We start from the raw sequence: 21,638 nt of genomic DNA, 5'->3' as shown, positions 1-21,638 counted from the left end.
GACAGCGGCCGACGCGAGTATGCCTCATCTCGATGGGCACGACTTCAAAAAGCAACCGCAAGCTACATGGCGACTGTGATGAAAAAGCTTCTGTTTGGTGAAGAACCGGTTAACCGTTTCGGTGTGACACCTGCGATTTTTCTGTGGGAGTTTCCACCACGTACACGTCCTCTCTGCGTCTTCGGGAGCAACGTTATTAAGAAGGGTGGTCGGGGAAATTTGAAAAATTGTTGACTGGCAATCAATCCGAAACAGCTCGGCTCGGTTCTTGTGAGGGGCGGTGGTGTCCAGTAGTGACTGGTTGTTAGGGTGTTTCTTAACATGATTTGATTTTCTGCCTCACGCAACGCGGTGCGATGTCTGTTTGATACCTCGCTGCCGATCGATGTCGTCTTCTTACTCCAGGGGGGGATGGGAAACGATGGAGGCCTAGAAACTCGCTATATCGTGAGGTTTATGATGGGGTGGTGAGTGTGTCGACATCTGTCCCGTGCTGTTCAGTTGGCGTGAACCGACTATTATCAGCTGTTTTTAGTCCCCACTTGGGGATGTTTCGTCTGCGGAAAGGGTGATCGATGGATTTGAAGTCAATGGTTTACGAAGTCACCCATCCGATCTTGGCGATGGTTCGTTCGAACCACTGGCTGATCAAGCAGTTGTTTGGCGTGAAGGTTCCCGCCGAGGTGGATGTCAGTTTCGATCCGACGACCGTGGCGCTGCGGCAAGCGGTTTGCGACACGCTCACTCCCGATGACACCGCCGTTTTTGAGATGGGGATCGGGCAAGCGGCATTGGTCGGACTGTCGGTCGCCAAACAATGCCACGTCGAATTGCACGGCGCTGATTGCTCGACAGCGCGAGTGGAATCATCGCAGCGGGTGGCTGAAGCAAATGATGTGTCGACGCGGTTTGTCGTCAGCGACCTCTTCTCGGGTGTCGATGCCGAGAGTCGGTACGATGTGATCTTCTTCAACGTCCCCTATGTTCCGTCGCAGCAGGGGCAAGACCTGCAATTGACCAAGCGTCTGGGAGTCGACGGCGATCAGGTTTGGGACGGCGGCCACGACGGGACCCAGGTGCTTCGCGAGTTCTTGAGCCAGGCACCCACGTTTCTGTCGCCTCACGGCCGCGTCGTGTTTGGCGTGCAGAATCTGTTTGTCCCCGACGACGTCGTTTTGCAAGTCATCGACGATTGCAAATACCAGTTGGTCCAACGATCGACGCGGCGCTGGGTGCCAAGCTGCTGCTATGTCGTCTGCCCCGCCGATGCCCGATAAATCGCCGGCGGATCGATCTCTGGGGAAACGCGATTGTTCGTGAATCGAGGCTCTGCTGGCCGGACCGGAGAGCTGCTACTTCGCTTTGGCCGAGTTTTTGGAATCGGCTGGCACGCCGGTGACTTTCAACTTTCGCGGGATTCTCGCCCCAAACACGACTCCGACTGCAAATCCGATCAGCGCCGTGACGCAGATCAGGATCGTGACGGGGACTTCAAACTCGGAAAACAGCAGATTCAGGGCAACTTTGCCGCGGTTCAGGTAGGCGATAATCACCAGCAGAAGCAGGAACGAAACAACAAGAATCAGCTTTAATCGGGCCATTCGCGCAATCACGTGGTTTGAGGCGACATCGGGAGTTTGTAAAGTGGTCGTTCCGCGATTCGATGATACCGGAAACCGTTGCATCGAAAAACCAACATAGGCGCCGAACCGAAGAAGCTTTGGCCTGCATGAACGTTCACGATCATTTCACTCGCCAAGAACGCCGTTTGCAATGCCCGGCGTCGGGCTGGCGACGCGAACTCTACATCATCATCTTCGAATCGGACACGCCGACGGGCAAGCTGTTCGATATCGGGCTGTTGATCGCGATTCTGGTCAGCGTGGCCGTTGTCAGCATGGAAACGGTCAGCAGCGTGGCCGATCGGTACTCGTGGTACTTCCAGGCGTTGGAGTGGTCGTTCACGATCCTGTTCACCGCCGAGTATCTGGTCCGGCTGAGCTGCGTTCGGAAACCGCAACGCTACATGTTCAGTTTTTGGGGGCTGATCGATCTCTGTTCGATCCTGCCGACCTACATCTTCTATCTGGCGGGCAGCCATTTCGCTTCGGTTGCGATGGTCCGATCGATCCGATTGCTGCGGGTGTTTCGGGTTCTGAAGCTGCTGCGTTTGATGAGCGAAGCGGACGTCTTGTACCGCAGCATCTGGGACTCGCGCGGCAAGATCGTCGTCTTTCTGTTCACCGTCGTGATCGCCGTCACGCTCAGCGGAACGTTGATGTACCAAGTCGAAAACTTCGACGACCACTTGAACAATCGCGCCCCCAGTTCCAGTTTCGATTCGATCCCACAATCGATGTATTGGGCGATCGTGACGATGACCACGGTCGGTTACGGCGACGTTGTTCCCAAGACGACCGCGGGCAAGATTATCAGTGCCGTCTTGATTTTGTTGGGCTACAGTTTGATCATCGTGCCGACAGGTTTCGTCACTGCTCGACTCAGCGAGACCGCGCATGCTCGCGACCGATTGGGGAATCGAGCCCTCGCCGATGAAAATGACGATGACGAACTGAAAACATGCCAACGCTGCGGTCGCGATGATCAACCATCCGACGCGCGATACTGCAACCAATGTGGCGAACCGATGCCGCGGGAAGAAGAGTAGACGATTGAGCTCCACCGAATTTCAACGACCGACCGCGCTACAAGACTTTCCCATCGTCGTCCGGATTCCGATCCAATGGGGCGATCTGGATGCGTATGGGCATGTCAACAACGTGGTCTACATGAAGTGGTTCGAACACGTTCGCTGCCTCTACGGCGAGCGTGTTGGCGTGGAGGTCGTCTCGCGCGATAGCGGCACCGGAGCGATCGTCGCTTCGGTCCAGTGCAAGTACCTTCGGCAGTTGAACTTTCCCGGCGACGTGGCTGTTGGCGTCCGTGTCAGTCGCGTTTCGATCGGCAGCGTTTCGCTGGAATGTTTGATCGTCGACGAAGCGACCGGCGTCCCGGCGGCTCAGGCGTCTTGCGACGTCGTGCTCTACAACTTCGCTCAACAGAAACCGGTTCCCGTTCCCGACGCGATTCGCGAAGCGGTTGAAAAGCTCGAAGGCAAATCGTTTCCGGTTTAGGCCCGCCAAGCGTGGCACGCGTTACGCCAAGATGTCGTGGATCACGTGGCCAAAGTCTTGCTCCAGCCGCTTGTGCCCGGCGACTTCCATGCGGTGCGAATCCAAGCCCAGTTGGTGCATGATCGTGGCGTGGATGTCGGTCACGTAGTGCGGGTTTTCGGTCGCATGGAATCCGATCTCATCTGTCGCCCCGTGGGCAACGCCTCCCTTGATTCCGCCCCCTGCCAGCCAAACGCTGAAGCCGTAGGGATGGTGATCGCGTCCGTCGCTCCCTTGCGAACCGGGAGTGCGACCGAATTCGGTGGCAAACACAACAAGCGTTTCATCCAGCATTCCGCGTTGCTTCAGATCCTTCAACAGTCCCGCGATCGGCCGATCGACCTGCATCGACAGCTGGCTGTGCTTTGCCTTCAGATTCGAATGCTGATCCCACGCGCCGGCCGCTCCGCCGCCGTGCATGATCTGAATAAATCGGACGCCCTGTTCGCTGAACCGCCGGGCGGCAAGCAGTTGCTCGCCAAAGGCCCGCGTCTCGGGTTGGTCTAGGCCGTACAGGTTCTTGGTCGCCTGCGTCTCATGGTCGAACCGAATCACATCGGGAACCGCGGTCTGCATCCGGAACGCCAGTTCATACGACTTGGTTCGCGCTTCCATCGCCCCGTCGCGTGGGTATCGAGAATCGCTCAGCCGATTTAGCTGACTGACGAGATCAAAACCCATCTGCTGCTCCGTTGGCGTCACCGCTCGTTGCGGCGAGGCGTAGTCGAGCGGATTGCTCGGGTCGACCTTCAGCTCGACTGCATCGTAGGCCGGCCCCAGGTAATGCCCATCGCGACGGTCGAAGAACCGCGGCCCCATGCTGATGAATTGCGGCAGGTTCTGGTTCAACGTTCCCAAGCCGTAATTGATCCAGGCCCCAATCGTCGGCACGCGCGGGTCGAGCATGTGGCGTCCGGAATGGAATTGAACCTGAGCACCATGATTATCGTCGGTCGTCCACATCGAACGGACGACGGCGATATCGTCGATGCACGAACCGATGTGCGGAAACCAATCGCTGACCTCGATCCCGCTCTGCCCGTACGCCTTGTAACCGACCTGCAACGGATAGAGTTGCTTGCGTTGCTGGCCGTTGGCATCGTTGACGACGACGACCCGCACCCGTTTCAGCAATTCGGGATCGCTAACGTTGGCGTACGGCGTTTCATCGATCGACTTGCCGGCGAACTTGTTCAACATCGGCTTGGGATCGAAGCTCTCCATGTGGCTGACACCGCCACGCATGAACAACCAGATCACGTTTTTGGCTTTGGGAGCGAAATGCGGACGGTCGTCGGGCAGATGCAGCCCCGCCGCGTTGGCTCGCTGTTCGTCGGCCAACATCGATGAGAGGGCGATCGACCCGAGTCCCAAGCCGGCTCCGGACAGGAAGCGGCGACGGTTGTGTGGATCGTTCATTTGTGAATCGAATTGCGATTTGTTGGCAGCCATTTTTCTCACCGAATCGAAATGTAATCGTTGTGGTTCAGCAGCGCGTGGATCAATCGCTGTCGCGCACGGACATCGCGTTCCGCCGCAGATTCGAGCGTCGATCGATCGACCAATTGGCGACAGAAATCGGCGCACGCTTGTCGCTCCGGATCGGCCGGCAACCGCGCCAGCAGCGTCAGGAACGCTTGATCGATGAAGCTGGCGAGCGAAGGATCGGAGGTCGCATCACCAATCCGTTGAGCGATCTTTTCGGACATCGTCAGCGACAATTCGCTGTTCGCCATCGCCAACGCCTGCTGCGGCACGATGCTCTCGTTGCGGAGATAACATTGCAGCAGATCGGCATCGTCGAACATCGACAGGAATTTGTCTTGCTGGTCGCGCGAGTGTTTGAAATACAGGCTGCGACGTCGACTCTTCGGACCCGGATCGACCGACGGCCCGCCCGCGGTCAGGTCCAATTCGCCCGCCAGATGCAGCAAGCTGTCGCGAACGGTTTGCGATTGCATCCGCCGCGTGTTCATCCGCCAATAGAAGGCGTTGGTCGGATCGGCCGCCAGCGTCGTCGCATCGGCATCGACTGTCGACGCCGACAATTGGTAAGTCTGCGACGTCACCATCATGCGATGCAGATGCCGCATGCTCCAGCCTGATTCCATCAGTTCAGCCGCCAGGTAATCGAGCAGCGCGAGATGCTCCGGCGGTTTCGCACGCAGACCAAAATCGAAGACCGATTCGACCAGCGGCGTCCCGAAATGCCGAGCCCACAGATGATTGACCGCCACCCGCGCGGTCAACGGATTCTTGCGATCGGTGATCCAGCGAGCAAGCGCCAGCCGCCGGCCGGTGCTTTGCGATGGGTAGGTTGCCCCGTAATACGAATCGTTGTGCTCGGGAGTCTCTAACGCTTTCTTGGAGGCCCGGACCGATTTGTATTTTGCCTTGCCAGCTTCGGCCGCCAGTCGCTGTTTCTCCGCCTTCGCTCGCTTCGCTTCCGCGGCTTTGCGCTTATTCGCGTCCTCGCCGGCGAGCAGCAGTTCGTATTCCGCAGCGGCTTGCAAGCTCTCCGCCTGACGCAGCGCGGCGATCGATGCAGCAGCGGTCGTGGCGGCTTCGTCGGCATCCGCGGCGAATCGCAGTCGATCGGCGGCGATCGTTGCGGTCAGCGAAGATTCGGCAGCGCGAGCGGCCTGCAATTTCGCGGCGGCGATTTCGACAGCCTGCTTGATCGTGGCAGGCGTTGCGGGGGCCTTCCCCTTCGCTGCTTGAAGCTTTGCATCGGCCGCCAACGGTGCCAGGGTCAGGTGATTCAGCGCCAGCGTGGCATCAAATCCCGAGATCGAAAACCGGCCGGACTCTCGCCGCTCGGGCAGGTGAGTCGCCAACAAGAATTTATCGTCCAGCCATACGTTGATCAGCGTATCGCGAACGGCGATTCGCAGCTTGTATTCTTTGCCGACAGCGATCTGCCGCGACACTCGCCCCGCGCCGGGATAGTTGCTCTTACCCTGCCGTGCGTAAGCGACTTGGATTTTCGGAGCCGGTTCGTGAGCGCTGCTGTAGACATAATTATTGAACTGGCCGTCCGCTGAATCATCGAATCGGAACATCACCGATTTGTAGGTGTCGCCGCCGGTGGTTGTGTATTGGCAAGTCAGATCAAAGTCGCGCGGGTGCGGCGTCTGCAAATGCAGGAAGTGGCTGTCGCGGCCGCTGATCGTCTGCAACAGCTTCCCCTCTTCAAATCGCCAGCCTTCGCCGACAAGTTCCCATCGCTTGGGATCGAGCGCATCGAACGACTCTTCGATCGCCGCGAATTCGGCTTCGTCGTCCGCCGCGCTCGTCGTTCCGGGAGCCTTGGGCAATTGAGCCGCTTTCTGTTCAGCGGCCTGCAGTTCGGATTCGGCGGCGACAACCCGTTGCTTCGCTTCCGCGAGTTGATCGCGAGCTACATAGTCGCGGGATCCGGGCGCGTAAGCCCAGGCTGGCAGTTCGACGGGCGTGACCGGTGGCGCAAAACTGGCCAACAACGCGGGCACGCCCGGCGTGATCTCGGTCTCGGGATCGGGCTTGGTCGGGTCGCCTCGCAAGTGCAAGAACGTTTCGGCTTGCAGGTGATCGTCGAAGACGCGCGGCAGGCCGTCCTTTTCAAAGTTGGTTTCGCCGGGGACGGGATCCAGCCGCACTTGATGTGGTTCGAAGATCGCTCGCATCCGGTAATAATCGACATGCGTGATCGGATCGTATTTGTGGTCGTGGCACTTGGCACAATTGAGCGTCAGCCCCAAGAAGGCTTTGCCGGTGTGTTCGATCGTGCTGTCGAGCCAGGTCGTGCGATTGAACAGATAATAATTCCGCGCCAGGAATCCTGTGGCCCGAAGGACGTCGGGATCGCTGGGGGCCAGTTCGTCCCCGGCCAACATCTCCATCACCATCTGGTCGTAGCCCTTGTCGGCTTGCAGCGATTCAACGATCCAGTCGCGCCAGTGCCAGATATGCTTTTGGCTGTTACGCAGCTGAGCTCCCAGCCCGTACCAATCGCTGTAACGCCAGATATCCATCCAGTGCCGAGCCCAACGTTGTGCGTGTTCGGGGCTAGCCAACAATTCGTCGACGATCTGATCCCAGGGACGCTCGTCGGCCAGCTGTTCGCTCGTCGGCGGCAAACCGATCAGGTCCAGATACAATCGCCGCAGCGCCAGCGGACGGTCAGCCGGCGGTTGAACCTTCAACTGCAACGCCTCGCGACGGACTTGCAGGAAACTGTCGATTGGATTCGCGATTGCGCTGTCCGATGCGGAATCGGAGAGTTTGGGAATCGGCGGCTTCTCGACGGTCAGGAACGACCAATGTTGATCGGGCGCGACCGGCGTCGGTTCGTCCGGTGCGACCGCCCCGGCATCGATCCAAGCTTTCAGCAACGCAAGCTCTGCCGGCTTCAAAGCCGCTCCATCTTCGGGAGGCGGCATGCGGTCGTCGTCGGTCGAACAGACGCGTTCCAAAAGCAGGCTTTCCGCCGCATTGCCGGGAACGATCGAATCGCTTTCCAGCATCAACGCCCGCGTCTCCAGCCGCAGATCGGCTTCCTGTTTCAGCGCTCCGTGGCAGGAGTAGCATTTGGTTTCCAATATCGGTTTGATGTCGGTCAGATAATCGACGGCAGCCGCAGGTTGGCCGCAGAGTGCGGCAAACGTCAGCGCCAGCAAGAGCTTGGAAGCTTGCATCTCGATACCAGTGCGGAGAGGGAGGCAGGCGAAAACCGGCAGTCGGGTGAACCCCGATCGAGCGGCTGGCTTTCGTAAAGGTGGGAAGGAGCTTTATTGTAACCGTTTTGCAGCGGCCGGGCGAATTCGGTTGTCGGTTTGGCCAGGGCTATTCAGTGTTTGAACTTGCGGGAACTGCTGCGTCGTATTCTCCATCGAGGTTGATGGAATTGGATTCAACGTACGGAGAGATGGCTGCGAAAGTTCCCGCTGCTGGGAGATTTCGCCACGTTTGCGAGTCCCTGGTCCGTCATTTGTATCCCGGTCAGTCGAACGGCATACAAATTCTTTAGTCCGGAGAGTCTGGCAAGGTCGCTGTCGTTAACACCTGGTCGGCCCGCCAGGTCGACGATCGTCAGTTGAAACGGCTCGGTGGGCAAGTCCTCGATTGACTTGACTAACTGATTCTTTAAACCGGCGTTAGAAATCTTGACCGTGCCACCAAGCTGAAGTACCCAAGTCGCCGCAGCCCGATCCGGTTCAGGAGAGGGTTGGGGGGCCGCTGGAGCCGACTTCGCAGACGAGGTCGTTAGGTCAACTTTGGCCGCAGCAGGGAACTCCGAGGGACTCTGGATTTCGAAACTGCCATCTTCGTGCTCCACCATATAGATCAGTTCGCGATCGAGGTCCGCCGGGTCACCCGAAATTAAACGGCCGAATTGGTTGAACTCGGCCGTTTGGTTGTTCGCGAACTTGAGTTGAATCCCGCCGTCGGCAAGGTCGGTCTTTTCGACTTGGTTGTGGACGAGGGTATCAACGACTTTGCTGTTCTGGACGTCATAGAGCAACATGCCGTTCGATGTCGTGCCGGCGAGAATCCAACGGCCATCGTGCGTCCACAGCACCGATGCGAAAGGGGCCATATTGCCGTTCGGAAAAGCGATCTGTCCGACAGATTCCGTCGTTTCAAGATCATAGATCCGGCAATGCTTATCATGGCTGGCGGTGACTAAGCGTTTTGAATCGGGGCTCCAACTGATCCCATTGACGTGGCTGAGGTTACCCAACAGACGCGGACCGTCTTTCCAAGTCTCGGTTTGCCAAAGATGGAGCAAGTCGCGCTTGGATTCTTCGTGACAACCGGCCGCCAACCACTGGCTATTGGGACTCCAGGCCAGCGAGATCACCTTCCCAAGATCGACTTGAAATGCTTGCTTCCAATCGGTGACATTCCAAACGGTCACAAAGGGCGTCGTCGCAGCGGCGAACCATTTTCCATTGGGGCTGAACGCGATGTCGTCGTTAGCACTCGGGTGTGTGAGATGCTGAATTAGCTTTCCCTGTCGATCCCAGATCGCAATTGAATTGTCCGTCTTGAATGTCCGCGCAGTTGCGAGCATTTGGCTATCGGCACTCCACGCCAATGTCCGCACGAAGAGGTGTTTCTGTTTGTCGGTGAACGCCTCCCACTGGGCGAGCGACTTGCCACTTGCGGCATCGCGAATCTCGACGGTTGATCCCGCGCCCGAGGCGATGCGTGATCCATCGGGACTGAGACGAACGCTCGTGCGGGGGTGGTCCGACGCAGGAATCAGTTTTTCCAGCTTCAGCGATGATGCGTCATAGATTCGCGTCCACGGCCGATCGCAATAAGCGAACGATGACCCGTCCGACGGAGCTGAGATTTGATCGATACCGGGAGTCGTATTGGGAAGCCGTGGCAGAATTTGCCAGCGACGGATGCCCGACACGTTTCCTGGGGTGCTGATCAATCCGGGCAGCGGGTCGCCCGCGGGGGCCACCTCTTCAATCACGGGTGCGGTTGGTTCTGAGTCGGTTTTGGGCGTGAGAGGAACGACGAGAATGGTATTACCTTGCTCGGCAACCGCAACGTAGCGTTCCAACGGATCCAAGACGGTGATCGATTGGTATCTCCCAGACTCACTGGCCCAAATGCTCTGCGGCGTCTTGTCCACAAAATCCCACAACCGAACATCGTGATAGTCCGATGAGAACAGTGTCTGTCCATCGGAATGAAACGCGACAAGCGACACGCCACCTTTGTGACCGGAAAGCCTACCGAGATCCTTTCCGGTTGCGAGGTCCCACAACTGGATTCGGCGCCCCTCGCCACCGCTCGCGAGCATCGTTCCATCGGGGCTAATCGCCACAGACAAAACTCCTGCCAAGTGCCCCCCCTCGAAGGTTTGCTGAATTTTTCCACTGGCCAGGTCCCATGATTTAACCGAGCCGTCTTGACTAGCGGCAGCAAGCGATTTTCCATCCGGGCTAAAAGCGAGTGATCTTATCGCCTTCGTGTGTCCTTTCAGATCCCCGATCATTCCTTTGGTTCCAGCCACATCCCACAACATTAATGGCGCGCTACCACCACCTCCTGATGCAAGAATCGAGGAATCGGGACTAAACGCAAGACTCAGGACTTGCGACTTGCTCGGAAGCGAGCCAACCCTGCTAATGTAGTCCCACGTTTTCGCGTCGTACAAGTTGATCGTGTTATCGGTGCATCCGCTGGCAAATAGCTTCCCATCGGGGCTGAACGCAAGCGAGGTAACATCGTAATTGTGGGCATTCTTGGTTTGGATCTTTTTCCACGTCTTGGTATCGAACAGGCTGACGTCCTTATTTAGTCCCACGGCAAGCGTCTGACCATCCGCACTGAAAGCGAGAGAATGAATTTTCCCTTCGACGTCAGGCAAGCGAAACGGCTCGGCCTTTGGTGTCGCCGGAGTGGCGGCATCGAACGGAGCAACGGCGGGAGCAGTGCCACTGGCGGAGCCACTGGCGGAGCCACTGGCACCCGGCATCGAAGACTGCTTCAGCTCCGAAGTGTCGATCGTCATCGCCAGGCGGAAGCCAATAAAATCCCATGCGGTCGATGGGGGCTTCTTGCCGCGATACGCAGATCGGGCGGCGACTTCGGGAGAAAACCAGGCTCCTCCACGGCAGACCCGTTCCAGGCCTGTTTCGGCACCTGTCGGATCTTCGACAGGTGCGTCTGTGAAGGAATTCTCTGCGTGCCAGTCGGAACACCACTCAAAGACGTTGCCGTGCATGTCGTAAAGTCCGAAGCGATTGGACGCGAGTTGTCCCGCTGGATGAGTCTCAGACTGGATGTTTGTCTTGATCCAACCATATCGCTGCAACTCATGCTCACTCGTACCGCTGTGCCAAGGCGTTGTCGTCCCGGCACGACAGGCAAATTCCCATTGGGCCTCAGTCGGCAGGATGAACTGGTGTATTGCGGTTGAAGTTCCCTCATTTAACTTCGCCAGAAATGTCTGCACGTCATCCCAACTCACCTGTTCCACGGGACTTGCAGGTTCATCCTGGTGTTTCGAGGGGTTGTTCCCCATGACGGCCTGCCACTGAGTCTGTGTGACTTCATATTTGGCGAGGTAAAACGCACGCGTTATCCGCGTGGAATGCTGCGGATCTTCAGCAAGAATACGTTGATAATATGCTTGAATCGGATTCGTTTCGTTTTCAACGAGAAATTTGGCCTGTTCGTCCTCACTCGACCCCATCATGAAATCGCCGGGCGGAATCAGCATGAAAGCCATCTTCGCGCCGCCGGGCAGTTCGACTTCTTTCTCCACCGGAACACCGAGATGTTTCGCCCAGGCCTGCTGATAGGCCTTCGCCTGCGCTTCATCAAACGGGGCGATGGCCAGCGGAGGTGTGCCATTTGTTGGGACCACGGCCGGTTTCAACGTCGCCGTGTCGATCGTCAGTGCGACTCGAAATCCGGAGCCCTGGAACTGCGTCCTTGCCGTGTTGTGGTTGCGGGTTGCGGAGCGGGCCTGGGTGGCAACGTGATTCCAGATTCCTCCGCGGACGACGTATGGATCACCGGAGTCTGGACCACGTGGATCGACAGTGGGCGAGTGGGCATACCAGTCTTCGCCGTAGGGGTCCTCGCACCACTCCTGCAAATTGCCATGGATGTCGAACAAGCCAAATGGGTTCGGCAAAAGCGTGCCCACTGGATGTGCTTTCTCTTGGGAGTTGTTCTTGTACCAGCCGAACCGGCCAAGGTCTTCGTGGTTGTTGCCGAACGAGTACTGGGACGTTGTACCGGCCCGGCAGGCGTATTCCCACTCCGCTTCGGTCGGGAGGCGATAGGTCGCCTTTTCGCGTTTCGAGAGCCACTGACAAAACGCCACGGCGTCGTTCCAGGTGATCACTGCCGCCGGTGACTCATCCGTCACTTGAAATCCGGGATTGAGGTATGTAGTCGGCTGCGAAGCTTTTTCAGCCTCGGTTCGATACCCTGTGGCAGCGGCGAATTGTTTGAATTGGCCGACGGTGACTTCCGTCGACCCGAGTTGGAACGGCTGACTTATGAGGACGCGGTGCCGTGGTTGTTCCGCGACTTCGATACGGCTACGTTGCAGCTTTTCCGAGGTGAGGCCGGTGTGCAGTTTCAACGCGGCGTCAACCTGTTCGCCAGTGCTTCCCATGTCGAACTCGCCGGGTGGGATCAACATGAAAGCCATCGTCGCACCGCCGGGCAGTTCGACTTTTTTCTCCACCGGAACACCTAGGTGCTTCGCCCACGCCTGCTGATGCTGCTTTGCCGTGGCCGCGTCGAACGGCGCGATAGCGACCGGAGGAAGACCAGTCGAGCCAGTGGCACCCGGGGGGCGACCAATGCCTGGTGATTCAGTGCCCGGCTTTGTGGTGCTCGTTACTGAGCTGGAAAGTAGGGCTGGCTTGCCGCCAGGAACGATCTTCAGCTTTCCATCAAGCCTGGCGACATGGACGGCGTTCTTGCCGTCCTTCTTGACGGTGAAACTGTCGGTGTCGGACTCGAACCCGTTCAATTCGACATGCAGTGTGTGTACTCCGGAAGACAATCGAATCGGCTCGCCATTGCCTTCGATGACCACCGCTTCGCTGTCGACTTTCAGTGACATCGATGGGTCATCCAGCGTGATCTGCACGTCGTATTTGCCGCCCAGATTCAGATAGAACACAATCCCGGCAAACAACGCGGCGATCCCGCCAAAGAATCCAGCCGCAATCTTGATTCGGTTTCTCGGGATGCGGCCGCTGCTCGACGGGAACGCGAGTGTCGGTTCCAGTCCGGTTATGGATCCGGCCGTCGGATCGGCACTGCTAATGACTGCCGCCGTGGCAGCTTCCATATTCACGCTGGCGGGCGGCGCGATCGGCGCTTCGGCCAATAGCGCTGGCAAGTCATGTCCTGTGGTGAACGGCGCAAGTGCTTCGGCCAGTTCCATCGGCGTTTGAAAACGGTCGGCTGGTTTTTTGGCCAACGTCTTGTCAACGATTGCGAGCAACTCCGCAGGCAAGTCGGCTCGCCGCTCGCCCAGCGGTGGCGGCGGTGTATCGACGTGAGCCATCGCCTTGAAGATAACGTTGTCGTACTTCCCATCCTGGAACGGCGCTACGCCGCTGAGCAACCGATAGATCGTACAGCCCAACGCGTAGATGTCGCCACGGATGTCGACGTTGTGGCTGTTGGTGACTTGCTCGGGTGCCATGTAGTCGACGGTGCCCATGATCTGCCCGGTCGAGGTCAATCCGTCGTCGTCACCGAAAGGAGTTTCGAGCAATGCCAACCCCATGTCCAGAATTTTGACCTGTCCTTTTTCGCTGAGCATCAAGTTGGCTGGCTTGATATCGCGATGGACCAGACCATTTTCCATTGCATGCTGCAGTCCAACAGCGGCTTGCCGGATCACTTCGCAAGCGTCCGCGACCGGCAATGGACCGCGACGGTGCGCGACGACCGCAAGATCGTCTCCCTTGACCAGCTCCATCACCAGGTAATGGGTGCCGTCGATCTCGCCGGCGTCGCTGGCGCGGATGATGTTGGGGTGGTCCAGTGCTCCGACTGCCTGCATCTCGCGGTCAAAGCGGGCGATGGCGCCTTCATCCTGCAACAGATTCGCGGGCAGCACCTTCAAGGCGACGATGCGCCGCAGCCGCGTGTGTTTGGCTTTGTAAACCGCCCCCATGCCCCCCTGCCCCAACTTCTTGATCAATTCATATTGTCCAAGCATCCCTACGATTTCTGGCGGCTGAGCCTTCTTCCCATTCGATGCGTCGCCCGGATCGGCCCCGTCGACCGTGGCATCTTCGCCAATAAATGTCGGCTCCAGTCCAATCTCTTTGACTAATTCGATCGCGCGATCACAGCCCTCCTCTTCCGCGAAGGGATCCTGCGGAAGGGGAAGCCGTAGTTTCTCCAGGAGCCTGTCGGAGCTGGATTCAAGGTTGCATACAGCTTCTTCGCAGGACGGGCAGACTTCGACGTGTTCGGAAACCGACTGGACGGATTCTTCTTCGAGCGCACCGGAAACGTAGGCAGCCAACGCTTCGTTTGGCGGGCAGTCTGTTAAACGCATCCGATACCCCAAAAGTTTGTAGAGAAATCTACGAGGCCAAAAAATTAACCTCTACAAGCTGTTCGCCAAAGCGCCACGCGATTCCGAAAGAAACAAGCTTCCGCGCGAACGGAGGGCGCAACGGCAGGATTCTACCAGTCGACTTGGTCTTGAAGTTCCGATCGGAGTCGATGCAACACGCGATACTTGGCCTGACGAACGGCTCTCGAACTCATGTCTAATTCTTCGCCTGCCTCTGCGGCTGAACAATTGTCGATTGCAGTCCTCCAGAACGCGCGCCAAGTTCGTTCCTCGAAATCGGATTCAAGCAATCCAAGAGCTCGACGCAAGATCCATGCCTCCGCATCGTAGGAACCCTCATCGCGGATCTCCTCAGGCGGTTTATTAGGCAACTCTTGAAGCCGCTGATTCGCATCGGACCCTCCCACTGCTGGCGGATGCGCGGCAGCGGCGTGAAAATGATCGGCGAGCTTATGTCGCGTGATCCCCCACAGCCATCGTCGAAAACTCCCCGAAACGCTTTGATTTCGATAGCTGTCGATCGTGGACGTCACGCCGCGGAAGACTTCCTGGACGACATCATCGGTGTCGGACGATTGCAACCCAGCCTGCCGAGCCCAACGATAGACCAGTGGGCAATAGATCACCGAAAACCGCGACCAAGCATCGGAGTCGCGAGCACGCAATCGCCCGACGAGACTCGCAGTGGTTGCGATCGATTCTGGCATGGGATCTTTGGCAGGAAAGTTTGGACGGACCGATCCACATCGGCCTTTGGAGTGCTCCAATCTACTTAACTTATTCGGTGATGGCCAGCTTGCACTCCGGTAGTGCAGCTTTAAACGCGGCGAGTTCGTCCCAACACAAAAAGCGGATTTTTCCTTGTCGATTGGATTCGGCGGGGCTTTGCAGTTGGGATACCCTTGTGGTTGCCGATCAGCAACAATAGGTGAGCAATCAAACTCTTCAAAGGAATTCAGTCGTGTCGGATGAGGCAAAGAGCGAATCGTTGGCGACGATTGACATTTCTGAATTGGACGCCGGCGAGGTTCTCGAGCGGTTGCGAGCTGTCGAAATGCCTGAAACGATCGATCATGAAACGCCATCGATCGAACTCCGCCGCGCCCATGGTGGCGACAATCTATTGATGGGGTTGGACAAACCGTGGCGGATCAACGTCCGCGGAACGCTGGGCGATTATGCGTTGGCCTTCAATCGCTTGGCCCATGTCCGCGTGACCGGTTCGGTGGGCGACGGTTTGGGCGAGAGCATGGTCTCTGGGGCGGTCCGAGTTCATGGCAATGCGGGCGTTGGCGTCGGCGTGGCGATGACCGGCGGCACGCTAGCTGTTTACGGGAACGCGGGGGACGGATGCGCTGCGGCACTGCGTGGCGGCGAAGTTTTTGTACGCGGCGACGTCGGGCACAACGCGGCTCACGGAGCCCTGCATGGGACGTTGGTGATCGGCGGTGATGCGGGTATGAATCTTGGCGAAGCGATGATGGACGCGATGATCTTCATTCGCGGCCGGATCGGTTCGCTGGGCCAGGGCGTTGCCGAGCTGCCGTTGATCCCCAAGGACAGCGTCCGCCTGGGCCTGCTGTTGATCAACGCCGGGATCCGCGGCGATGCCAAAGATTTCCGCCGGATCGTGCCGCAACGCGTCTTCGACGAGGAGCAGCGGCGGAAGGGAGTGATCGGTCATCCATCGTGGCGATGACCGCACGGGTTCTTCGCGGCGTCGACGCCGATCAGTTCAGCGGACGAATCCAGATGTTGCGATAGCGGACGGGAGTGCCGTGGTTCTGCAACACGATCGGCCCGGCCGGTTGATCTTCGCTGTAAGGCTGCAGCTCTTTATCTTTCACGCTTCCGACAAGTTCGCGGCGGTGGTGCAGCAGGATGCCGTTATGGATCACCGTCATATACGCGGGTGATTCGAGTTTGCCGTCCTTAAAGGTCGGTGCTTCGAAGACGATGTCGTAGACCTGCCATTGGCCGCTGGGACGCGAGGCGTTGACCATCGGCGGATGCTGGCCAAAGATCGCGCCCGCTTGTCCGTCGGCAAAGGTGCGATTGTTGAACGAATCGAGGATCTGTACTTCGTATTTGCCCATCAACAATACGCCGCTGTCGCCGCGTTCTTGGCTGGCGCCTTGAACGTCTTCGGGCGACGCCCATTCGATGTGCAGCTGGCAATCGGCAAACGTATCGAGCGTACGCAGGTGGCCGGTTTCGGGAACCACGGTCATCGCGCCGTCAGCGACCGACCACAGCGGTTGATAGATCGAGCCGGGATCTTCGGGCAACAGTTGGCCCCAGTTGTCGAGATTGTTGCCATCGAACAGCACGATCGCGTCGCTTGGCGCGGTACCTGGCTTTTCGTAAGTCGAAGCGTTCCCAGGCACGATCGCTCGCGGACGGGGACGGTTCATGTCGTGAACCTTCCAGCGTTGGCCGCGAATAAAGGGTGTGTTGCTGTAGCCCAACGATGTGATCTTTTTCGGTTCGGGCTTCGCTTCGGCTTTCGGTTCCTCCGCTGCAGGCTTGGCCGGTTCAGCTTCCTTTTTCGGATTGGCTGGCTTTTCGTCAGCCTTCTTCTCCTGCTTCGCCTCGGGCTTTAATTCCGGATTGGCTTCCGGTTTCGCTTCGGCTGGCTTCGAATCCGCCGGTTTGGCTGCCTTTTCCGCAGCTTCGGCCGGCGGTTTGGACGCTTCCGCTTTTTCCTTCGCTTCGGTGGCCGCTGCCGCTGGTTTGTCGGCGGCATCTTGAGCTGTGGTGGTCGCAATCAGCGACAGGCTCAAACCGAGGGAAAGGAGCAGACGGGGAAGTGCGATTGAGAGGTGGATCGAAGGCATTGGGGGCAGTCTCGAGGAAGCAGAATTTCAGTTCCGGAAGGATCGCGCGATCCGGCTGCGAATCAAGCGCGCATGGGGACTGATATAAGCTAATCGCCCGATCGTTCGACTGCTACCACGAACGGGAAAATCCAGGCCGCACAGGGCCGGTTGGTGCGGGAGGAACGGATCATTTCGTCAGGATCAGTTTACCTTGGCGGGTTTTTCGCAGCCGATAGAGTTGCCCGTCGCTGGTGATCCAAACTTCGTCGCCACAGCGGGGAAGATCGTTGAACTGAATCACTTTGGGGAGATTCAATGCCGCCGCCGCCAGTTCTTGTTCTTTGGCGGCGGCATCATCTTGCGGGGCAGAATCGTTTGTCATCGTCGTAACCACTGTACGGTGCTTATGTTGCGCTAGTTGGAAAAAATTGGTCGGCAATCCTTGCCCGCCAATCCGATGCTCAGTATATTCAATTGAAACTGATTCTCAATAGCGTTTAGCTATCCGACGACGCAGCAAGCAATTAGTACGAACCCCATCGCCGTGGGTTCTGCTCCCTAGCCAGCCACGCTCGGTCCGATTCCGGTCTTCATTGGAGAAGCCGGAACAGATCCCTTTGGTGTGCAAAAGCAATGGAGCTATGGCAATGCCTGTACGTACCTTCTCAATTTCCCGCCGCCGTGTCGCGGCTGAGCGTCGATCCGCGTTTACTTTGGTTGAGCTGTTGGTCGTGATCGCGATCATCGGCATCTTGGTCAGTCTGCTGCTGCCCGCCGTACAAGCGGCTCGCGAGGCGGCTCGTCGGATGCAGTGCAGCAACAACATGAAGCAGATCGGGCTGGCGCTGCACAACTACCACGACACCTATCGGATGTTTCCCGAAGGCTCGCGGTTGAGCAATTTCATGGGACCGTTGACCGCCGTGCTGCCCTACCTGGAAGCGGCCAACACGTATCAACAATTCGATTTCAGCCTCTCGTATTCGGATCCGTACAACCAAGCGGTCGCATCGCAAGAGATTGCGACTTATCTGTGCCCTTCGATGACGATGCCTCGCCAAGTGCCCGATGACAGCAATGGCGAGACCGGTGGTCCCACCAGTTATCTCGCCTGCGAAGGAACCGGCGCATACATGGTCAAAGCCGATGGGATGTTCGGCCTGAACTGGACCTCGTACGGATACAACAATCCGGCGACGCGCTTCCGCGACATCACCGATGGCACCAGTTCGACGATCGCCTATGGCGAGACAACCTATGACATGCCCGACTACTTGTGGACTGCCCCCGCTGCCGACGCGGGGAAGGTGAAATGGGGCACCGCGCGTTGGGTGCTTGGTTATCCGGCCGTCTCCCTCGGCACGACGCTGAAGGAATTGAACGTTCATAACGCTGCCAACAATGGCGGCTTCCAGAGCATGCATCCCGGTGGCGTTCAGTTTCTTTACGGCGATGGCAGCGTTCGGTTTGGTGCCGAGACGGCCGACCGCGATCTGTTGAACGCTTTGGCGACCCGCAACGGCGGCGAAGTGGTGGGAGAAGGACTATGAGAACCGCCAGCCTATGCATGTTGATGGCTGGTGGACTGTTGTTCGCCGGCTGCACCCAAGCCGATGGGCCGCCCCGCGTGGCGGTGAACGGACAAGTGACCCTCGATGGTAAACCGCTGGACGATGCGTTGTTGCGGTTTGTACCCAAGGCGGACGCTCGTGGCAGCTGCGTTCTTTTGCAAGCTGGCCAGTTTGCTATCGAACCGACCGATGGCCCTTCGCCAGGCGATTTTGATGTCGTTGTGACTCCCAACGCACCCGACGCGGAACAGGCTTTTGAACGGATCCGTTCGGGACAGCGAGATCCCTTGAAGGCCAGAAGCGTTCCGGCCTCCTACCAGAAACCGGGGCGATTGACCGCCACGGTGACAGCGGACGGGAGCAACGAATTTCGCTTCGAGCTGACATCGCGATAACATGAGACAGGGCGGGCCGCGTGCCTGCCGCAATGACGCCGTGGCCGACCGACCGTCGGCCGTGGCGGATCAACCGATAACCAATACCCGTGGAACCGATAGTATGAAATCTCACCCCTTCCGTTTGCTTCAACTGTGCGCGGCGCTTTTTGTGTTGATCGGCACAACCGCCAGTGCCCACTTTCCTTGGCTTGCGATCGACGACGATCGACATCCGATCCTCTACTTCGGTGAAGATGTCACCGACCGCCAGTACCATCTGCCCGAATCGCTCGCCGAATATCCGCTGGCGCATCTGGACGCCGACGGCAAGCGAACCGCCCTGTCGATGCAGCCGATCGACAACGACGATCTGATCGGTCTGCGAGCCGAAGCGGCAGTACCGGCCAGCGGCAGCATCGTCGGTTCCCAAACTTACGGTCTGATGCGTGGCAGCAAGCTGGTCTACTACACACAACAATTGCTCGACACCGATCCTGCGAAGTGGGCAACAACTGCTCCCGCCGGAATCGATCTCGCCGCCAGCCTGATTCCCCACGAAGACGGGATCCGCGTCGTGGTCACTTTTAAAGGCAAGCCGTTGCCTGAGGTCGACGTAAAACTTTATTGCGACGACGGAGATGAAGAGGGTTCGGCGACGACCGACGAACAAGGAGCTGTCGTCTTTACCGGTGAACAGCTGGAGTCGGGGTACAACGCCTTGCGCGTTGGCTTCACCGACAAGCAGGAGACGGGCAAATGGAAGGACGAAGCCTTCGAAGGGGCCGCACATTATCTGACCGTCGCCTTTCCATGGCAGCTGGCCAGCGAAGCGACTCCGGTGGCGAAGGATCAGGTTTCAGTAAGCCCAACCAAGATGGCCGACCTGCCTGAGGAGCTGACCAGTTTTGGCGGAGCGATCGCTGGCGGCAAGCTGTACGTCTACGGCGGCCACACCGGCACGGCGCACTCGTATTCGACAGCTGAGCAATCGAACCGGTTGTGGGCGTTGGATCTACAACAACCGAGCGAGTGGAAAAAATTGCCCGCCGGACCGCGGATGCAAGGCTTGGCGATGGTCGCTCACGGCGACAAACTGATCCGCGTCGGCGGCTTCACCGCGATGAATGCGGAAGGCGAGGACCACGACCTGCACTCGCAATCGACTGTCAGCCAGTTCGATCCGGCGACCAACCAGTGGACCGACTTGGCGCCGTTGCCCGAGCCGCGGTCGTCGCTCGGCGCAGCGATCTTGGGAGACGTCGTCTACGTCGCCGGCGGTTGGGCGATGGGAGATGCCGAAGAAAACGTATGGCATCAAACCGCCTGGAAAATGGATCTCAGCAAGACGCCCGCGACCTGGGAACCGATTGCGGCCCCGGCGTTTCAGCGTCGGGCTGTCAGCGTCAGTGCGCACGACGGAAAGATCTACGTGATCGGCGGAATGGGGCACGAGGGGAAACCGAGCACGCGAACCGACATCTACGATCCCAAGACCGACACCTGGACCGAGGGGGCAAGTCTGATCGGCAAACCGATGACCGGATTCGGCAACGCCGCCTATTCGTTGGCCGGACAACTGTATGTCACCGCGATCGACGGCACGATCCAACGACTCCGCAGCGACGGCAAGCAGTGGGAAATCGTGGGCCAATGCGATCCGGGCCGCTTCTTCCACGTCATGCTTCCGCTGGACAAACGCTCGTTAATCCTTATTGGCGGAGCGAACATGTCGATTGGAAAATTCACCGACATCGAGCGGATTGATATCAAATAGCGGCGGGCGATGGCCCCTTCAGCTGTTCCGTGGAACAAGCTTTTCGAAACCATTAATCGCTGCCCGCACGGTCGATCTGACCGATGCGGGCTCTTTCTTTGCCATTAAATTTCGTTTGCAACGGTTTGAGCAATTGTGCGGTAAGCCGGTTAAGCCGCTTGGGACGAACGTTTTACCTCGCTTCGCGTGCGGATTTGCTTCGCATCGCGGTCGAAAATTCGCTAGACTTCAGATGGAAAGCGACTGGTTGTTCGGTCGCGATATTCAGTGGACGCAGGACCTTCGAAGTGTAGCCCGACACCATTCTTTTCTCGATCGCAGGAGCTTCTAGTATGAGCGTTTCTAACAAAGCAAAGACTGTCACCGTCAATCCGGCATTTTTAGCCGACGTGAAGGATTTGCATCAAGAACTCTGGGACGGGCTGCATGCGTTGCAGGAGATGTGTTCCCTGCCGATCTCGCTGGAAGGAAAGTGTTTCGAGTTTATTGGCCGATTGTCCGACCTCCGCGACAAGCTGGCGTTCCAGTTTTCGGTCGAAGAGGCTTACGGTTATTTCGATGACCCCGCCTTCTGCTGCCCAACGTTTGCACGTCGGTCAGGCGAATTGCTGCAACAGCATCGCGACCTGTACATGGAGATCGATTCGATCGCCGAAAGAGCGGAACAATTGTTGAGTGTTCGCGATTTGGCCGCTTTGACGACCATTATTCCTGTCGCGTTCGATCGGTTTGCCGATAAGTTACAGAAGCACGAATCGGCCGAAACGCAATTGATGCACGACGGTCTGATGCAAGATATCGGCGGCGGCGACTAAAACGCCACTCCGCGGACCACGACCGGCATTTTTGAATT

At 58.1% G+C, this 21,638-nt stretch carries 15 protein-coding genes; 8 read left to right on the top strand and 7 right to left on the bottom strand.

Translation table 11 applies throughout. The annotated features are described in order from the left end of the window. Positions 1 to 575 precede the first annotated feature (575 nt). Complete coding sequence (locus EC9_RS19885) at positions 576 to 1,277, top strand: methyltransferase (RefSeq protein WP_145347885.1); 702 nt, start codon at positions 576 to 578, stop codon at positions 1,275 to 1,277. Positions 1,278 to 1,352: 75 nt separating this feature from the next. Here the strand turns inward: EC9_RS19885 and EC9_RS19880 are convergent, their stop codons facing one another. After that, entirely contained in the window at positions 1,353 to 1,601 is a 249-nt protein-coding gene (locus tag EC9_RS19880; protein WP_197451316.1) for a LapA family protein, read from the bottom strand. Positions 1,602 to 1,729: 128 nt separating this feature from the next. Between EC9_RS19880 and EC9_RS19875 the strand changes: the two genes are divergently transcribed. Further along, a complete protein-coding gene (locus EC9_RS19875; RefSeq protein WP_145347884.1) occupies positions 1,730 to 2,668 on the top strand; it encodes an ion transporter in 939 nt (312 codons plus the stop codon). 4 nt (positions 2,669 to 2,672) lie between these two features. Next, a complete protein-coding gene (locus tag EC9_RS19870) occupies positions 2,673 to 3,134 on the top strand; it encodes an acyl-CoA thioesterase (protein ID WP_218934288.1) in 462 nt (153 codons plus the stop codon). A 21-nt stretch (positions 3,135 to 3,155) separates the two neighbouring features. Here EC9_RS19870 and EC9_RS19865 read toward each other — a convergent pair whose 3' ends face one another. The 4 genes from EC9_RS19865 to EC9_RS26645 form a co-directional block, all read right to left on the bottom strand. Next, complete coding sequence (locus EC9_RS19865) at positions 3,156 to 4,625, bottom strand: DUF1501 domain-containing protein (RefSeq protein WP_246105783.1); 1,470 nt, start codon at positions 4,623 to 4,625, stop codon at positions 3,156 to 3,158. A 5-nt stretch (positions 4,626 to 4,630) separates the two neighbouring features. Further along, positions 4,631 to 7,849 carry a PSD1 and planctomycete cytochrome C domain-containing protein gene (locus tag EC9_RS19860; protein WP_145347882.1) on the bottom strand — a complete coding sequence of 1,073 codons (3,219 nt, stop codon included), beginning with the start codon at positions 7,847 to 7,849 and terminating at the stop codon, positions 4,631 to 4,633. Between the two features lie 215 nt (positions 7,850 to 8,064). Next, positions 8,065 to 14,223, bottom strand: coding sequence for an SUMF1/EgtB/PvdO family nonheme iron enzyme (locus tag EC9_RS19855; RefSeq protein WP_145347881.1), 6,159 nt, complete (start codon positions 14,221 to 14,223; stop codon positions 8,065 to 8,067). Positions 14,224 to 14,354: 131 nt separating this feature from the next. After that, on the bottom strand, positions 14,355 to 14,951 hold the full coding sequence (locus EC9_RS26645) for an RNA polymerase sigma factor (protein WP_218934287.1): 597 nt from the start codon (positions 14,949 to 14,951) through the stop codon (positions 14,355 to 14,357). A 254-nt stretch (positions 14,952 to 15,205) separates the two neighbouring features. Here EC9_RS26645 and EC9_RS19845 point away from each other — a divergent pair, with 254 nt between their 5' ends. Further along, positions 15,206 to 15,943 (top strand): tributyrin esterase, encoded by a 738-nt coding sequence (locus tag EC9_RS19845; protein ID WP_218934286.1) that lies wholly within the window; start codon positions 15,206 to 15,208, stop codon positions 15,941 to 15,943. A gap of 31 nt (positions 15,944 to 15,974) precedes the next feature. On the opposite strand, the gene EC9_RS19840 is transcribed toward EC9_RS19845, so the two are convergent. Then, positions 15,975 to 17,081, bottom strand: a complete 1,107-nt coding sequence (locus tag EC9_RS19840; RefSeq protein ID WP_145347878.1) for a 3-keto-disaccharide hydrolase — start codon at positions 17,079 to 17,081, stop codon at positions 15,975 to 15,977. A gap of 169 nt (positions 17,082 to 17,250) precedes the next feature. Then, the gene (gene hemP, locus EC9_RS19835) at positions 17,251 to 17,445 is read right to left on the bottom strand and encodes a hemin uptake protein HemP (protein ID WP_145122791.1); all 195 of its coding nucleotides are present in this window, start codon (positions 17,443 to 17,445) and stop codon (positions 17,251 to 17,253) included. 265 nt (positions 17,446 to 17,710) lie between these two features. Between hemP and EC9_RS19830 the strand changes: the two genes are divergently transcribed. The 4 genes from EC9_RS19830 to EC9_RS19815 all read left to right on the top strand — a co-directional run bounded on the left by EC9_RS19830 (position 17,711) and on the right by EC9_RS19815 (position 21,600). Further along, positions 17,711 to 18,613, top strand: coding sequence for a DUF1559 domain-containing protein (locus EC9_RS19830; RefSeq protein ID WP_246105782.1), 903 nt, complete (start codon positions 17,711 to 17,713; stop codon positions 18,611 to 18,613). Further along, positions 18,610 to 19,029: a carboxypeptidase regulatory-like domain-containing protein gene (locus EC9_RS19825; RefSeq protein WP_145347876.1), complete on the top strand. Its 420-nt coding sequence runs from the start codon at positions 18,610 to 18,612 to the stop codon at positions 19,027 to 19,029. Before EC9_RS19830 ends, EC9_RS19825 begins: the two co-directional genes overlap by 4 nt. A gap of 103 nt (positions 19,030 to 19,132) precedes the next feature. Next, positions 19,133 to 20,785 (top strand): kelch repeat-containing protein, encoded by a 1,653-nt coding sequence (locus EC9_RS19820; RefSeq protein ID WP_218934285.1) that lies wholly within the window; start codon positions 19,133 to 19,135, stop codon positions 20,783 to 20,785. Positions 20,786 to 21,117: 332 nt separating this feature from the next. After that, positions 21,118 to 21,600: a hypothetical protein gene (locus tag EC9_RS19815; RefSeq protein ID WP_145347874.1), complete on the top strand. Its 483-nt coding sequence runs from the start codon at positions 21,118 to 21,120 to the stop codon at positions 21,598 to 21,600. Positions 21,601 to 21,638 lie beyond the last annotated feature (38 nt).

The organism is Rosistilla ulvae, assembly GCF_007741475.1.
Taxonomy (GTDB): Bacteria; Planctomycetota; Planctomycetia; order Pirellulales; family Pirellulaceae; genus Rosistilla; species Rosistilla ulvae.
The sequence above is the reverse complement of the archived record's forward strand: the minus strand, read 5'-3'. Positions and strand labels throughout refer to the sequence as shown.

What these genes read in the sequence shown, in the direction of transcription:
- EC9_RS19865 (WP_246105783.1), bottom strand. Translation starts at nt 4,625, where the DNA reads ATGGCTGCCAACAAATCGCAATTCGATTCACAAATGAACGATCCACAC.
- EC9_RS19855 (WP_145347881.1), bottom strand. Translation starts at nt 14,223, where the DNA reads ATGCGTTTAACAGACTGCCCGCCAAACGAAGCGTTGGCTGCCTACGTT.
- EC9_RS19815 (WP_145347874.1), top strand. Translation starts at nt 21,118, where the DNA reads ATGAGCGTTTCTAACAAAGCAAAGACTGTCACCGTCAATCCGGCATTT.
- EC9_RS19840 (WP_145347878.1), bottom strand. Translation starts at nt 17,081, where the DNA reads ATGCCTTCGATCCACCTCTCAATCGCACTTCCCCGTCTGCTCCTTTCC.
- EC9_RS19875 (WP_145347884.1), top strand. Translation starts at nt 1,730, where the DNA reads ATGAACGTTCACGATCATTTCACTCGCCAAGAACGCCGTTTGCAATGC.
- EC9_RS19820 (WP_218934285.1), top strand. Translation starts at nt 19,133, where the DNA reads ATGAAATCTCACCCCTTCCGTTTGCTTCAACTGTGCGCGGCGCTTTTT.
- EC9_RS19825 (WP_145347876.1), top strand. Translation starts at nt 18,610, where the DNA reads ATGAGAACCGCCAGCCTATGCATGTTGATGGCTGGTGGACTGTTGTTC.
- EC9_RS26645 (WP_218934287.1), bottom strand. Translation starts at nt 14,951, where the DNA reads ATGCCAGAATCGATCGCAACCACTGCGAGTCTCGTCGGGCGATTGCGT.
- EC9_RS19880 (WP_197451316.1), bottom strand. Translation starts at nt 1,601, where the DNA reads ATGGCCCGATTAAAGCTGATTCTTGTTGTTTCGTTCCTGCTTCTGCTG.
- EC9_RS19885 (WP_145347885.1), top strand. Translation starts at nt 576, where the DNA reads ATGGATTTGAAGTCAATGGTTTACGAAGTCACCCATCCGATCTTGGCG.
- hemP (WP_145122791.1), bottom strand. Translation starts at nt 17,445, where the DNA reads ATGACAAACGATTCTGCCCCGCAAGATGATGCCGCCGCCAAAGAACAA.
- EC9_RS19830 (WP_246105782.1), top strand. Translation starts at nt 17,711, where the DNA reads ATGCCTGTACGTACCTTCTCAATTTCCCGCCGCCGTGTCGCGGCTGAG.
- EC9_RS19860 (WP_145347882.1), bottom strand. Translation starts at nt 7,849, where the DNA reads ATGCAAGCTTCCAAGCTCTTGCTGGCGCTGACGTTTGCCGCACTCTGC.